The organism is Corallococcus sp. Z5C101001 (genome assembly GCF_007352635.1).
Classification (GTDB): Bacteria; Myxococcota; Myxococcia; order Myxococcales; family Myxococcaceae; genus Corallococcus; species Corallococcus silvisoli.
Map to the genome: position 1 here is coordinate 520,320 of NZ_VKLU01000008.1, position 14,959 is coordinate 535,278.

The window sequence follows — 14,959 nt, forward strand, 5'->3', positions numbered from 1 at the left end:
AGTCCTTCCATGATTCTCAGTGACGTTTCCATCCGACGGCCGGTGTTCACGGCCATGGTGTCCCTGCTGCTCATCGTGCTGGGCGTGATGGGCCTCAAGCGCCTGGGCACCGACCTCTACCCGGACGTCAGCTTCCCCGTGGTGGTGGTCAACACCCTCTACAAGGGCGCGGGCCCGGGCGAAATCGAGACCCAGGTCATCAAGCCCCTGGAGGACGCGGTCGCCGGCATCAGCGGCGTGGATAAAATCCACTCCTTCAGCCGTGAGAACGTGGGCACCGTGGTGGTGTCCTTCACGCTGGGCACCGCCCTGGACACCGCGGTCCAGGACGTGCGCGACAAGGTGGGGCAGGCCGTCAACAAGCTGCCCACCGACGCGGAGGCCCCCATCGTCAGCCGCGTGGACCTGTCCGCCGCGCCCATCCTCACCTACGCCATCTCCGCGGACATGAAGTCCCAGGCGCTGCGCAAGCTGCTGGATGACCGCATCAAGCCCGCGCTCGCGCAGCTGGCCGGCGTGGCGGAGGTGCGCATCACCGGCGGCGACACGCGCGAGGTCCAGGTGGACATCGACCTGGACAAGGCCCGCGCGGTGGGCATCACGCCCTCGCAGGTGGCCCAGCGCATCGGCTCGGAGAATTTGAACCTGCCCGCGGGCCGCCTCCAGCTGGGGCCCAATGAGCTCACCGTGCGCGCCATGGGCGAGTTCACCAACGTGGACGACCTGCGCCAGCTGCCCATCGCCCGCAGCAGCACGGGCGCCCAGGTGCGCCTGGAGGAGATCGCCACCGTGACGGACGGCGTCGCCGAGCGCCGCACCACCGCGCGCCTCAACGCCCGCGACGCCGTGGTGCTGGAGCTGGTGAAGCAGCCGGGCTCCAACACGGTCAGCGTCAGCGACGCGGTGAAGAAGACGCTCGGGCAGATGGGCCCGGTGGTGGGGCAGGGCTTCCAGGCCACGCTCCTCATCGACCAGTCGGACCTCATCCGCGCCAACACCCACGAGGTGTGGGTCGCCCTCATCTTCGGCGGCCTGATGGCGGTGCTCATCATCCTGATGTTCCTGCTGGATCCGCGCGGCACCTTCATCTCCGCGCTGGCGCTGCCCACCTCCGTCGTGGGCACGTTCTTCGTGATGTACGTGCTGGGCTATTCGCTCAACCAGATGACGCTCCTGTCGCTGTCGCTGGCCATCGGCCTGCTCATCGACGACGCGGTGGTGGTGCGCGAGGCCATCACCCACCGGCTGGAGCAGGGCGAGGACCCGATGAGCGCCGCGTCCAACGGCACCCGGGACGTGGGTCTGGCGGTGCTCGCCACCACGCTGTCCCTGGTGGCGGTGTTCATCCCGGTGGCCTTCATGCCCGGCATCGTGGGCCAGTTCTTCAAGCAGTTCGGCATCACCATCTCCGTGGCGGTGCTCATCTCGCTGTTCATCTCCTTCACCCTGGACCCCATGCTGTCCGCGCGCTTCGCCAAGGCGCGCAAGCCGGGCGAGGAGCACCAGGAGGCCGCCGTCTTCCGCGCGCTGCGCCGCTTCCTGGAGGCCACGGAGGCCGTCTATTCGCGCATCCTGGGCTGGGTGCTGCGCCACAAGTGGGCGACGGCGGGCCTCACCCTGCTGGCGCTGGTGCTGTCCTTCGGCGCCGCCAGCCGCCTGGGCGTGGAGTTCATGAGCGCGGAGGACCGCTCGCAGCTCATCGTCGAATTGCAGCTGCCGGACTCCGCCAACCTCGCGCAGACGACGGAGCGCGCCGCGGAGGCGGAGACGCTGCTCAAGCAGATTCCGGAGGTCACCGACATCTACACCACCGTCGGCCCCAACGGAGACGTCTACAAGGCGCGCCTGCGCGTGCTCACGGTGGCCAAGGACAAGCGCAAGAAGACGATTGGCGTCCTCAAGGAGGAGGCCCGCGCGCTGCTCGTGCCCAACCTGGTCTCCACCGCCATCACCCTGTCGGACCCGCCGTCCATCGAAGGCCTGGGCGACTGGTTCCCCATCATGGTCCGCGTGGTGGGCCCGGACCTGAAGCGCGTCAACGAGGAGGCCGAGCGCATCGCCGGCATCCTGCGCACCCTGGGCACCTCCGACGTGCGCGTGGACTCCAACCCGGCCAAGCCGGAGCTCCAGATTCAAATCGACCGCGCGCGCGCCGCGGACATGGACCTGTCCGCGGGGGCGCTCGCCCTGCAGCTGCGGCTCGCCATCGACGGTGACGTGTCCGCCAAGCTGCGGGAAGGCACCGACGAGACGGACATCCGCGTGCGCCTGCGCGAAGCGGACCGCGCCACCCCGGAGCGCGTGCGCCAGCTGATGGTGGCCACGCCGCGCGGGCTGCACCAGGTGACGGACGTGGCGGACGTGGCCCTGAAGGACGGCCCCAGCGTCATCGAGCACGAGAACCGCGAGCGTCAGGTGGCCGTCGTGTCCCAGCTGGCCAAGGGCGCCGCGCTGGGGGACGTGGCCACCAGGCTCAAGGCCGCCATCGCCCAGAAGCCGCTGCCCCCGGGCTACGCCATCGTCTACGACGGCCAGATGAAGAGCCTGGACGAGCAGAACGACGCGTTCGGCATCGCGTTCGGTCTGGCGTTCGTCTTCATCTACATGGTGCTCGCCAGCCAGTTCGAGTCCTTCAAGCACCCGTTCACCATCATGGTGTCGCTGCCGCTGGCGCTGGTGGGCGCGCTCCTGGGCCTGGTCGTCACGAACTACCACGTCAGCATGGGCGCGATGATTGGCGTCATCCTGCTGATGGGGCTCGTCACCAAGAACGCCATCCTCCTCATCGACGGCGCCCTCCAGCACCTGCGCGAGGGCGACTCCGTGGACGAGGCCCTGCTCAAGGCCGGCCCCCGCCGCCTGCGCCCCATCCTCATGACGAGCGCCGCGATGGCCATCGGCATGGTGCCCACCGCCGTGGGCACGGGCACCGGCTCCGAGTTCCGCGCCCCCATGGCCATCTCCGTCATCGGCGGCGTCATCACCTCCACCTTCCTCACCCTGCTGGTGGTGCCGGTGGTGTTCGCGGCCATGGAGAAGCTGACCTTCCGCCGCAAGAAGCCCCGCGCGCCGGACACGGTCGCGGCGCCGCCCGCGGACGCGCCCGCCGCGCACGGCCGCGCGGCCTGACGCGGAGGGCCCGGTGACGGGCGCCACGGTTCACCCGGGGCGCGAGGGCATACAGCCTTCGCGCCCTTCTTCATGCCCGGGCAATCGCAAACACAAAGACACGGATGACGGAGCCGTCACCCGTGTCTTGGATGCTTGGAGCCTTGAATCCAGGGGATGGAGAAACAACCCCGGGGGTCGCCTTCCGCGGGGCAGCCGGCTCCGGGCCATGCCGGAGACGGGGCGCGCGCGGGGGCCCTCCCGGGGGGACTTCAGCGGCCGGCGGCCGCGTGGGTCTCGCCGTTGAGCAGGCGCACGCGCGCCTTGGCGAGCTGGTTCTGCGCTTCCTCCAGCGACACACAGTCCACCGTGATGTCGTCGTTGGGGGATGCTTCCGACGCCACCCGGGCCGTCTGCAGCCGCGCGATGGTGGAGTCCGACACGTGCGCGCACATCACGCAGCCATTCTTGCGCCCGTGGTTGATGACCTCGGAGAACAGGTTCGCGGATTCCGGCTCCAGCGGGCGCAGGCCCCGCATGTCCGCCAGGACCAGGTGCCGCCCCCCGCCGTAGCTGTCCGTGGCCTTCTTGTAGACGGCCACGTACTCCTTCATTTCATTCGGTCGCATGAAGCCGCTCATGCGCGCGGTGATCGTTCGACGGCTGACATCGTTGGTGACTTCGAACATGGTGCGCCCTCCCTCGCGGAACAAAGACTAACAGACGTCTTTCGGACTTTCACCAGCCCCCCCTTGATTCCTTGGACGGTGGAAGGTTTGAAAGGAATTGCGCGTTTTTCCTTCTCGGTGGGTTGTAAAAATGAAGAAGCCCGGCCTCGCGTGAGCGAGACCGGGCTTCCGGACCCCGGGGTGACCCGGGAGGGTGGATCAAGCCGCCCGGACGTTCTGGGCCTGCAGGCCCTTGGGGCCGCGCGTCACCTCGAACTCCACCTTCTGGCCTTCGGCCAGGGTGCGGAAGCCGTCCATGTTGATGGCGCTGTGGTGGCAGAACACGTCCTCACCACCACCGTCCTGCGTGATGAAGCCAAAGCCCTTCGCATCGTTGAACCACTTCACCGTTCCAGTAGCCATGAATCGTCTTCTCTTTGTTGGGTGGGGCGCGGCACCCACCGCCCGGGGGCGGTCGGTCCTCTCGAAATGTGAGGACCTGAGTGCGAACACCAGTCTGCCCCCGGGGGCGGGGTAGGTGGAAGCCCCCCTGCCCACCTGTCAACAGTTCGCCGGGTAGTCAGCAGGCCTACCCTTGGATGGCGCGGGCGGGCGTGCAGGGGCCGGCGCTCGGGTCCCAGGGCGTGGCTACCGTTGGCTCCAAGGGTCCCGCCCCCACGACGGCGGGAGAGGAGCCATGTCATGTACGAGGTCCGAGCCCCGGAGCCAGTGCTGCCCCCCGTCCCCCCGCGCCCGGAGCGCGCCGCCCACCGCGAGTGGCGCCGGCTGGTGGACCACAGCGCCGCGGCGGGCATCCTGTCGCGGCCGCTGTTCGGCCGGCTGCCGCTGCGCCGCTGGGGGGCGCCGGACGTGCACTCGGTGATGGACTACGTGAACGGCGCCGCGATGGTGGCGGTGGGCCGGCTCTCCGGCGACCGCGCGGCGAAGCGGGCCGGCCAGGTCCTGGGCGGGGCGCTGGTGGGCGTGTCACTGCTCACGGACTTCCGGCTGAGCCTGACGAAGCTCATCCCCATCGAAGCGCATGAGCTGGTGGACTACGCCTATGGCCTGGGCGCGGTGCTGGCGCCCTTCGTGTTCGGGTACGCGCGGCGCGCGCCCCTGGCGGCCGGGCTGCACGTGCTCCTGGGCGTGAAGACGCTGACCGTGGCGCTGCTCACCGACTACCGCTGCCAGACGGGCATGCACCTGGGCGGGGAGCTGGCCACGGACCCCGAGGGCATCGGGGGCTGAGCCCCGGTCCCATGAAGAAGCGGCGGGGCGCCTGGGGCACCCCGCCGCTCGGGTTCCTCCCGCCTTCCCTCGCGTCAGGGACGGGCGGGGGCCCTCAGGCCGTCTTCACCTGCGCCGCGGCCTTGGGCTCGCTGGCGCCGGCGCTCTCGATGCGCATGCCGTAGAAGCTGCGGTAGACGAACACCATCGACAGGACGAAGAACACCGCGGAGAAGACGCGCAGCAGGGTGCCCTGGCCCGCGGCCTCCAGCTCCACGGACAGCTCCACCGCGAGCAGGCCGAACAGCGTGGTGAACTTGATGACCGGATTCAGGGCCACCGACGAGGTGTCCTTGAACGGGTCGCCCACCGTGTCGCCCACGACCGTGGCGGCGTGCAGCTCCGTGCCCTTGGCCTTCAGCTCCGTCTCCACCAGCTTCTTGGCGTTGTCCCAGGCGCCGCCGGCGTTGGCCATGAAGAGGGCCTGGTACAGACCGAAGATGGCGATGGAGATGAGGTAGCCCACGAAGAAGTAGGCCTCGAAGCAGGCGAAGGCGAGGGTGCTGAAGAAGACGCCCAGGAAGATGTTGATCATCCCCTTCTGCGCGTACTGGGTGCAGATCTCCACCACCTTCTTGGAGTCGGACACGCTGGCCTTCTCCACGCCCTCCAGCTTGATGTTCGCCTTGATGAACTCCACCGCGCGGTACGCGCCCGTGGACACCGCCTGCATGGACGCGCCGGAGAACCAGTAGATGATGGCGCCGCCGGTGATGAGGCCCAGGAGGAAGGGGGCGTGCAGCAGGGACAGGTTCTGCGCGCTGGCCGTGTTGAGCACCTGCTGGCCCGCGGCGTTGGTGGTGATGCCCACCAGCAGCACGATGATGGAGAAGATCATCGTCGTGGCGCCCACGACCGCCGTGCCAATGAGCACCGGCTTCGCGGTGGCCTTGAACGTGTTGCCCGCGCCGTCGTTCTCCTCCAGGTACTCCTTGCCCTTGTCGAAGTCCGGGGTGAAGCCGAAGTCCTTCTTCACCTCCTCCTTCACGTTGGGGACGTTCTCGATGAGGGACAGCTCGTACACGCTCTGGGCGTTGTCCGTCACCGGGCCGTACGAGTCCACCGCGATGGTGACCGGGCCCATGCCCAGGAAGCCGAAGGCCACCAGGCCAAAGGAGAACACCGCCGGGGCAATCATCAGCGTGCCCACGCCCAGGGTGCTGAACCAGTAGGCCGCGCCCATCAGGCCCGCGATGATGAGCCCCATCCAGTAGGCGGAGAAGTTGCCCGCGACCAGGCCGGAGATGACGTTGAGCGACGCGCCACCCTCGCGGCTGGCCGTGACGACCTCGCGAACGTGGCGGCTCTCCGTGGAGGTGAAGGCCTTGATGGCCTCCGGGATGATGGCGCCGGCCAGGGTGCCGCAGGTGATGATGGCGGACAGCTTCACCCAAAGGCTGTCATCCCCGCCGATGTTCGGGATGAGCAGGTAGCTCACCAGGAACGTCAGGCCCACGGACACGAGCGACGTCAGCCACACCAGCGCGGTGAGCGGCGACTCGAAGTTCATGTGGTCCGCCGCCTTGTAGCGGGCGCCCTGGACGGCGTTGTTGATCCAATAGGACACCAGCGAGGCCACCACCATCACGATGCGCATCATGAAGATCCACACCAGCAGCTGGACCCGGTACTCGCCGCCCACCGCGAGCAGGATGAACGTGATGAGCGCCACGCCGGTGACGCCGTAGGTCTCGAAGCCGTCCGCGGAGGGGCCCACGCTGTCGCCCGCGTTGTCACCGGTGCAGTCCGCGATGACGCCGGGGTTGCGCGCGTCGTCTTCCTTGATCTTGAAGACGATCTTCATCAGGTCGGAGCCGATGTCCGCGATCTTCGTGAAGATGCCGCCCGCGATGCGCAGCACGGACGCGCCCAGCGACTCACCGATGGCGAAGCCGATGAAGCACGCCCCCGCGAAGTCCGCCGGCACGAACAGGAGGATGAACAGCATCAGCATCAGCTCCGTGCTGATGAGCACCATGCCAATGGACATGCCCGCCTGCAGCGGGATGGCGTACGTGGGGTAGGGCTTGCCGCGCAGCGACGCGAACGCGGTGCGGCTGTTGGCGAAGGTGTTCACCCGGATGCCGAACCAGGCCACGCCGCAGCTGCCGGCGATGCCCACCAGGCTGGCGAAGAGGATGATGAGCACCCGGCCCACTTCCATGTGCCTCAGGAAGCCGAAGTAGCCCACCATCACCACGGCGATGAGCGCCCAGAGGACGCCAATGAACTTCAACTGCGTCATCAGGTACGTCTTGCACGTCTCGTAGATGAGCTCGGAGATCTCCAGCATGGCCCGGTGCACGGGCATCTTCTGGAGGCTCGCGTATTGCAGGAAGCCGAAGATGAGGCCAAAGACGCAGACCGCGATGCCGGACATCAGCAACTGCTGTCCGTTGAGGCCGCCGACGAAGGTGACGGAGCTGAAGTCGGGGAGGACCAGGTCCGCCTCGCTCGCGCTCGCGGTGGTGCCTGCCAGCAGCGCCAGGAGCCCGAGGGCTCGCGCCGCCGGTCCGGTGACACTCTTCCGAAGAGTGTCCAGCCGTGGAACGGTGGGTGTCATGGGGTGCAACCTCTCACAGTGACTCAAGGGAGTGATGTCGAGGGGTTGGCCGCCTGCGACCGAGCACTTCCGAGCGCAGACGCTTCAGCGCAGCCTCGCCCTTCAAGGCAAGACATGCCCTTGAAGGCAGCTTGCATTGAATCACGCTCCAAAGTTGGAAGTCGAATCCCGCAAAGACTTGCCGCACCCCGTCAACCAGGGGAAAGGTGCAAATGCTGACGCAACCCTCCAAGGAGGGTGGCGGGATGTGTCAGGGATTCAACCGGAGGACGAAGCCGTCCTGCAGGCGCGGGGCGGGGCCGCCGTCCGAAGCGAGCCGGTCGAGGCCTCCCGCGAGCAGCACCCCACCGGAAGAATCCACGCTCACGGTCCGGGCGTTGGCCTGGGTGCCGGGGCTGGCAAAGCCTCGCACCCACAGGGACGTGCCCTCGTCTGGGAGCAGTTTGGCGACATACAACCCGGGAGGCAGGTCCCCGCCGCCCAGGGCATGGCCGCCGTCGTGGGCGCCGGCCACCGTCACCTGGCCCGCCTCGTCGGTGGCGACCATGGGCGCGCTGGTGGGGAAGGTGCGGGCCCAGCGCTGAGCGCCGTGGGCGTCGTAGGCCAGCAGGAAGCCGTCGCGGGAGTCCGCCTGGTGGAAGGTGTCCTGGAAGTAGAGCCGCCCGCTGAAGCCGCCGCCCACGAAGACGCGGTCCGGCCCCACCGCCACGGACACCGCGGTGCCGTCCGTGCCGCGCACGTCGTGGCTCCAGAGGTGGTCGCCGTCGCGGTCCAGCTTCACCACGAAGGGCGTGTGCTGGCGCACGGTGAGGAAGGTGGCGTCGCCGAAGGACACGGCCCCCGCGTAGCCGCCCACCACCTGCACGTCGCCGAAGACATCCACCGCCACGGCGCGCGCGGAGACCTCGCCTTCGCCCACGGGCAGCCACACGCGGCTCCAGCGCTGTTCGCCCTGCGGGCCCACGCGCAGCGCGAAGCCCGCGTGCCTCGCCCCCGGGGCTGTCTTCAGCCCCTCTCCAAAGTCCCGCGTGCCGGAGAAGTCTCCCACCAGCACCGCGCCGCCATCCGGAGCGGCCGCGACGGCGTTCACCGCCACGGGGCCCTCACCGGGCAGCGAGCGCACCCAGTCCAGCGCGCCCGCGCCGTCCAGGCGGGCCAGGAAGGGGCCCGCCGGCAGCGTGGCGCCGCCACGGGTGAAGCCCGCGGACAGGCCCGACAGGAAGAGGTGGTCCGTGGCGTCCACCGCCACGCCGCCCACGCGAGCGCGCGCCGGGCCCCGAGGCGTCCAGCCCTGGGCCCACTTCAGCGCGCCGTGCGGCGAATAGCGCGCCACCAGCAGGTGGGGCGCGGCGACGCCGCGGTCGAAGGGCAGGGGCCCCGCCCCCAGGTCGATGGGCTCCTGATAGGTGGCGGCCACGAGGACGTCCCCGTTGGAGGTCATCACCGCGTGCGGCGCCTGAGGGTCCCCCACCCTCAAGGTCCGCGACCACACGTGGGCCTCCACGCCCTCCCGCGCCACCTGTCCCCCCACCTCGCCGAGCACCGGGATGCGCGGTGACGCGGTTCGGGCCTCCTCGCACCCCACGAGGAAGAACCACCCCACGCACACCGCCATCCGAAACCACGCCACCGCCGCCACCCCGTCCCGGTCTCGAGCCACCAACCCCGACTCCCCCGCCCTTCGAACCGCGCCCCGGCCCTAGTGCAAGCGCGCGGCCAACGTGTCCCGGCAAAGGTGGCCCCTCCGGAACCCGAAAGAACACCGCCCCTGGGGCGGGGGAGACTGTCGTCGTTCCTGAAAAAACTTCCTCGGCCCAAGGCGGCCGGGATGAAAAAACACCCAGACGTCCCGGCCGCCGGGATGACTGCGTGAAAGTCATCACTCCGGCCCAGGCGCCCTGGCGGCGCGCGAGCGCTCGTGCCTTCGCGGAGGCGGTGATGCGCTTTCGTGACAAGGCTGCTCGCGCAATCCCGTTGCGAGAATGTCAGGGATTGCCCTGGAACAATCCACTCGCGCGGTGTGACCTGACCAACGCGGAAAGTTGACGCGTTTGAGGCAGCTGGCTGTCTGCCATTGGGGCATCTTGCCTTTCGTCGAATCCGGGACGCGCCGGGTTCGGCGGCTTCACCGCCATCGCCACGTCTTCGTGACCGCGTGACGCGGCAGGGCCGGAGTCCGCCCGGGAGCGCCCGGGCGTCGTTCCAGGGCTGTTCAACCTGCATCAAGCACCAACCAGGAGCTGTCCATGAAGATGACGACGTGGGTGATGTCCGCCGCGGTGGTGGCGATGTCCGTGGTGGGTTGCGGTGGCGCGACCGATGGCGCGGTGATGGAGGGGCCGGCGTCGGCGGTGCAGGCGCTGGGGCCGAACCGTGAGTTCTACGGGTCTGACACGTTGAAGGACGCGATCATCGCGGCCAGCCTCGCCTCCAGCGCCAACCTGAACGTGCAGGGCAAGGGCTCCGGCGTGGGCGAGGGCTGTCTGCGGGACGGGTCGACGGGCTTCTGCACCGCGCAGCAGCAGGCGCTGGCCCCCATGTCGCGTGACTTCAAGGCGCCCTGCCGCACGGGCGAGCGCAGCAACATCATCGCGCTGGACGCGGTGAACGCGTTCGTGAACTCCGCCAACCCGCTGACCGACATCTCCCTGACGGACCTGCGCAAGATTTTCTTCGCCACGGACTCCGCGGGCGCCCCCGTCAGCGGTTCCTGCACCAGCACCCTCACCAAGTACCGCCGCGACGACCTGTCCGGCACGACGGACACCTTCAAGACGCTGGTGGGCGGCGGCACCTTCTGCTCCGACGTCGTGGTCATCTCCGACGGCACCCTGCCGGCCGCCTGCGCGGGTGAGACCAGCGCCACCAAGTGCATTGGCAAGCTGACCGCGACGGACGCCAACGCCATTGGCTACTCCGGCGACTCCGCGGGCCGCACGGGCAACCGCGCGCTCACCGTGAACGGCATCGCCCCGTCCACGACCAACGTGCGCAAGTTCCTCACGGACAAGGCCAATGCCTACCCGCTGTCCCGCGCCCTGTTCCTGAACGAGAGCACCACCAACGCCCGCTCGAGCAACGAGCGCATCCTCTACGCCTGGGCCTACAGCGCCGCCAACAAGCAGGCCTTCGAGAACATCCTGGTCAACCAGGGCTTCATCGCCTGCGACCCCACGGGCCCCCTGAAGTGCGGCGGCGCGAACAACGACGGCAAGGGCGCGGGCCTCTGCCAGTAGTCCGCCGCTGATTGCCACGCAGGACGCGGCACCGGGCTGGGAGGGGGAACCCTCCTGGCCCGTCGTGCCGTGGGCTGTCCGCCGTTCACCCCCCCGCTGTCCCTGGAGAACCCGAAGCCATGCGTTCCATCGCCACGCTGCTCGTCGCATCCTCGTTCCTCGCCAGCGCGCCCGCGCTCGCCGAAGCCCCCTCCTTGAGCGCGTCCTCCCTGGGCCCGTCCTGGGTCTGCCGTCAGCCCCGTGGCCCCGTGGGAACGCAGCGGGAGATCGCGCTCGCCCCGGGCTCGGAGCCGCTGGGCATCACCGTGGGGCCTGACCTGAAGGTCTGGTTCACCCTGGCCGGGGGCAACAGCATCGGCCGGGCGACCCGCGAGGGCCAGGTGACCCTCTTCGCGCTGCCCACGCCCGCCGCCTCGCCCCAGAACCTCACGCCCGCGCTGGATGGCAACGTCTGGTTCACCGAGTTGAGCGTGGACCGGATTGGCCGCATCACGCCCCAGGGCGTGGTGACCGAGTTCCCCCTGCCGGAGCGGGGCGCGTCCCCGTTTGGAATCACCGCGGGCCTGGACGGCAACGTGTGGTTCACCGAGGTGACGGGCAATCGCATTGGCCGCATCACGCCCGCGGGCGTGGTGACCGAGTACGCCATCCCCACCCTGGCCTCCCAGCCGCGAGGCATTGCCACGGGCGTGGACGGGAACGTCTGGTTCACCGAACTGGCCGGCAACAAGATTGGCGTCATCTCCTCCAAGGGCGTCCTGCGCGAGTTCAGCGTGCCCACGCCGAACAGCGGCCCCTCCGCCATCACCGCGGGCCTGGACGGCGCCATGTGGTTCACCGAACAGTTCGCCAACAAGGTGGGCCGCATCACGCCCCAGGGCGTGGTGACCGAGTACGCCATCCCGACCGCCGACAGCGGGCCCGCCGCCCTCACCGTGGGCGCCGACGGCAACGTCTGGTTCGTCGAGCAGTTCGGCAACAAGCTGGGCCGCATCACCCCCGCCGGCGACATCACCGAGTTCGACCTCGTGACGCCTGAGGGTCTGCCTTCTGGCATCTCCTTCGGTCCGGCTGGATTCTTGTGCCTGGACGGCAATGTCTGGTTCACCGAACGCTTCGGAGACCGGATTGGCAGACTCCAGGTCGTCGCGACGCCGTGAGGCGAAGCCTCTGTCACGGAATGTCTGTGCTTTCGTGACGTAAGGTGTTGCGGGGAGTTGTCAAAGAAAGACATGCCCTGGGCGGTAGGGTGCCAATCCATTCCCAGGCGCCTGCCGTCGTGTCTTGTCAGACAGGCCCTGGTCGCCGCCATCGATGAACGGGGTCCAGCACATGAGGATGACACGCCGGGGGGCCGTGCCAGGCTCTCCTTGGGGAGGGCTGCTGCTGGCCGTGCTGTTCGCGGCGGGGTGTTCGGAGTCCCCGACCCCGCCGCCTCCGCCCTCTCCGCCCCCGGTGGTGACGTGCCAGCCGGCGCGCTCGGGGGAGCGCATCCCGATGCGCGCCGGGGCGCCCGCGGTGACCTTCACGGAGACCTTCGATGGGCTGAAGGCCCGGGTGGACGCGCAGTGCTCCCAGTGTCACGCGCCACCGAATGCCGTGGGCGGCTTCCAGTATGGCCCCGACCTGGAGGGTTTGAAGAAGGATGGGGCGCGGCTGGCGCTGAAGGCCTCGCAGGGTGAGATGCCGCCGCTGGCCACGCCGGAGCAGACGAAGAAGGCGGTGGAGCTGGCGTGCGTGCTCCAGTCCTGGCTGGGGCAGGGCGCTCCGGCGGGGACGTTCCCGGTGCGCTGCGAGTCCCAGGCCCCGGGCGGCGTCGCCGTGTCCGCCAGCGTGGCGGAGGCGATGACCGACCTGGGCAACTGCATCCCGGACGTGGCGGCGACGGAGCGGCTGGGCAGCGACCCGGACAAGGACGCGGTCTTCGCCGCGCTCACGAAGCTGCCGCCCCTGCTGTCGGACACGGACACGGACATCTCGACCTTCGACGCGGAGAAGCTGGCGGCACGCGGCACCTTCGCCTTCGCGCCCACCTACCCGCTCTTCTCCGACTCCGCGAAGAAGCTGCGCCAGGTGCATGTGCCGGCGGGCCAGTCCATCCGCTACGATGTCCAGACGCGCGCGTTCCACATCCCGCCCAATACCCGCTTCTACAAGACGTTCTTCAAGGCGGTCGCGGGCAAGGACGGCGACGTGCGCTATCAGCGCATCGAAACGCGGCTCATCGTCGTGCGCGAGCCCTGGAACCAGTCGCTCTTCGGTACCTACCTCTGGAACTCCGAGGGCACCGTCGCCGAACTGCACGACCTGCGCTACCGGAACGGGGAGTCATTCTCCGACCGCGTCGTCGTCTACACGGAGAACGAGGTCACGGGGAAGACGCGCAACTACGCCATCCCCGGGGCGCACCGGTGCGTGAACTGCCACTCGGGCTCCGAGGGCCAGAACTTCGTGCTCGGCTTCACGCCGCTGCAGCTCAACCGCCGCGCCCCGGGGGAGGCGGGCGTGGACCCGAACGCGAGAATCCAGGAGGACGAACTGGGGCAGGTGGAGCGGCTGGTGCGCGCGGGCGTCATCACGGGGCTGCCGGCCTCCGGGTCGCGCCAGGAATTGGCGGACCTGCTTCCCAAGCTGGAAGTGATTGCCCGGCAAGCGGTGCCCTCGGGCCAGCCGGCGCCGGGCCGGGAGGTCCTGGAGCTCCAGGGGTACTTCGTCGGCAACTGCGCGCAGTGCCACAACCCGAATGGGTTCGCCGTGCAGAGCAACCCGGCCATCGCCTCGCTGGACTTCTCCGCGCGGGGCATCCTGTTCGGCTGGAATCCGTGTGGGGTGAAGGAGAGCAATGGGCTGCGCAGCTACGCCGTCTGTGATGCTGGCACCCAGTCCGACTTCTTCCTGAAGGACCTGCTGCTCAAGACGCCCGGCAGCACGCTCTACCAGCGCGTCGCGCGCGACACGGATGCCCGCGTCATCCACATGCCCGCCAACGTCCCTGGCCTGGACTGCCGCGCCGCGCTGCTGATGGCGCGCTACCTGGCATCGTTGGAATGGAAGGGCGAGGCGGGCCTGCCGGCGGAGCAGCAGGCGGCGATGAAGCAGGAGCGCCTGCGTCAGGCGGCGCTGGCCGTGAGCTCTTCGTGCGCGAACCCCACCGACGTGCGGTGGATCACCGAGGACTTCACGGACAAGGTGCCCTACGAGCCCCGGAACACGGGCTGGAAGGAGGCCATCGGGAAGCCCCCCTACGAGCACCTGATCCGCTACCCCATCACCGCCGAACACGAGGCGCTGGCACGCGAGCCCTTCCCCACGAACTGGTGGGTGGGCAAGACGGGCTGCGCCTTTCCGACCCGGTCCGCCCCGGACCCCATCGAACCCTGGATGCTGGATTCGCTGGGGCGCCCCCGCAACAGCTGGGGGCGACTGTATGAGTCCACGCCGGGCGCCACCACGTTCCAGGGCATCTGCGCCAACTGCCACGGGCGCGCGGGCGACGGTCAGAGCGGCGCGGCCAAGACGCTGGTCGCCCTCAACGGCGCGCGGGTGGCCAACCTCACCGCGGGGCTCTTCGGCACGACGGACGGCCGCCCTCACCTGGCGCCTTTCGAACAGGCGTACGGCCCGCATGGCGGCGCGCGCTACCTGCTCTGGATGGCGAGCGGCGGCACGACGGTCCACTTCACGGAGGAGTTCATGCAGGCCTGGGTGAAATACGGCGAGGTCGACATCGACTTCTCCGCGGACACGCGGGACTGGGCGTCGTGGGGGGCGAACATGTTGGGCGCGGCGCGCGGCGCCTGCGACCTCATCCGGCTGGGGAAGTTCGGCACCGCCACGCCGCCCAGCGCGAACATCACCGCCCTGGGCGGGACGCGGATGTGGACCCGGGTCTGCACCGTGGACAACCCGCTGACGGACGGCATCCGTGACGGCTCGGACACGGCGGGGCTCCAGGAGTGGCTGCGCCACGCGGAGTTCAACGTCGGCGTGATGGCCTACTTCTTCCTCAGGGACTCGCTGTCGAAGAACCCGCCTGGGTGGATCTATCCGCTGCGGACCGAGTGCGAGAAGCGCGCCGCGCCCTGAGCCCACCC

The 14,959-nt window shown here is 69.2% G+C and carries 9 protein-coding genes; 5 read left to right on the plus strand and 4 right to left on the minus strand.

Features of this window, described 5'->3' with window-relative positions; genetic code table 11:
* Positions 1-9: 9 nt before the first annotated feature.
* A complete protein-coding gene (locus tag FOF48_RS20080; protein ID WP_143904032.1) occupies positions 10-3,129 on the plus strand; it encodes an efflux RND transporter permease subunit in 3,120 nt (1,039 codons plus the stop codon).
* Between the two features lie 251 nt (positions 3,130-3,380).
* On the opposite strand, the gene FOF48_RS20085 is transcribed toward FOF48_RS20080, so the two are convergent.
* Together FOF48_RS20085 and FOF48_RS20090 are read right to left on the minus strand one after the other, a co-directional pair.
* The gene (locus tag FOF48_RS20085; RefSeq protein WP_235685634.1) at positions 3,381-3,737 is read right to left on the minus strand and encodes a hypothetical protein; all 357 of its coding nucleotides are present in this window, start codon (positions 3,735-3,737) and stop codon (positions 3,381-3,383) included.
* 258 nt (positions 3,738-3,995) lie between these two features.
* Entirely contained in the window at positions 3,996-4,199 is a 204-nt protein-coding gene (locus FOF48_RS20090) for a cold-shock protein (protein ID WP_120537647.1), read from the minus strand.
* A gap of 279 nt (positions 4,200-4,478) precedes the next feature.
* Between FOF48_RS20090 and FOF48_RS20095 the strand changes: the two genes are divergently transcribed.
* Positions 4,479-5,027, plus strand: coding sequence for a hypothetical protein (locus FOF48_RS20095; RefSeq protein WP_143904036.1), 549 nt, complete (start codon positions 4,479-4,481; stop codon positions 5,025-5,027).
* Between the two features lie 94 nt (positions 5,028-5,121).
* On the opposite strand, the gene FOF48_RS20100 is transcribed toward FOF48_RS20095, so the two are convergent.
* Both FOF48_RS20100 and FOF48_RS20105 read right to left on the minus strand, forming a co-directional pair.
* On the minus strand, positions 5,122-7,629 hold the full coding sequence (locus FOF48_RS20100) for a sodium-translocating pyrophosphatase (RefSeq protein ID WP_143904038.1): 2,508 nt from the start codon (positions 7,627-7,629) through the stop codon (positions 5,122-5,124).
* 250 nt (positions 7,630-7,879) lie between these two features.
* Positions 7,880-9,289: a hypothetical protein gene (locus tag FOF48_RS20105; RefSeq protein ID WP_255442421.1), complete on the minus strand. Its 1,410-nt coding sequence runs from the start codon at positions 9,287-9,289 to the stop codon at positions 7,880-7,882.
* Positions 9,290-9,875: 586 nt separating this feature from the next.
* Between FOF48_RS20105 and FOF48_RS20110 the strand changes: the two genes are divergently transcribed.
* The 3 genes from FOF48_RS20110 to FOF48_RS20120 all read left to right on the plus strand — a co-directional run bounded on the left by FOF48_RS20110 (position 9,876) and on the right by FOF48_RS20120 (position 14,951).
* On the plus strand, positions 9,876-10,865 hold the full coding sequence (locus tag FOF48_RS20110) for a substrate-binding domain-containing protein (RefSeq protein ID WP_143904040.1): 990 nt from the start codon (positions 9,876-9,878) through the stop codon (positions 10,863-10,865).
* A gap of 119 nt (positions 10,866-10,984) precedes the next feature.
* Positions 10,985-12,025: a Virginiamycin B lyase gene (locus FOF48_RS20115; protein ID WP_143904042.1), complete on the plus strand. Its 1,041-nt coding sequence runs from the start codon at positions 10,985-10,987 to the stop codon at positions 12,023-12,025.
* A gap of 196 nt (positions 12,026-12,221) precedes the next feature.
* Positions 12,222-14,951 (plus strand): hypothetical protein, encoded by a 2,730-nt coding sequence (locus FOF48_RS20120; RefSeq protein ID WP_255442424.1) that lies wholly within the window; start codon positions 12,222-12,224, stop codon positions 14,949-14,951.
* Positions 14,952-14,959 lie beyond the last annotated feature (8 nt).

Coding starts and splice junctions, on each gene's coding strand:
- FOF48_RS20080 (WP_143904032.1), top strand. CDS start 10: ATGATTCTCAGTGACGTTTCCATCCGACGGCCGGTGTTCACGGCCATG.
- FOF48_RS20085 (WP_235685634.1), bottom strand. CDS start 3,737: ATGCGACCGAATGAAATGAAGGAGTACGTGGCCGTCTACAAGAAGGCC.
- FOF48_RS20090 (WP_120537647.1), bottom strand. CDS start 4,199: ATGGCTACTGGAACGGTGAAGTGGTTCAACGATGCGAAGGGCTTTGGC.
- FOF48_RS20095 (WP_143904036.1), top strand. CDS start 4,479: ATGTACGAGGTCCGAGCCCCGGAGCCAGTGCTGCCCCCCGTCCCCCCG.
- FOF48_RS20100 (WP_143904038.1), bottom strand. CDS start 7,629: ATGACACCCACCGTTCCACGGCTGGACACTCTTCGGAAGAGTGTCACC.
- FOF48_RS20110 (WP_143904040.1), top strand. CDS start 9,876: ATGAAGATGACGACGTGGGTGATGTCCGCCGCGGTGGTGGCGATGTCC.
- FOF48_RS20115 (WP_143904042.1), top strand. CDS start 10,985: ATGCGTTCCATCGCCACGCTGCTCGTCGCATCCTCGTTCCTCGCCAGC.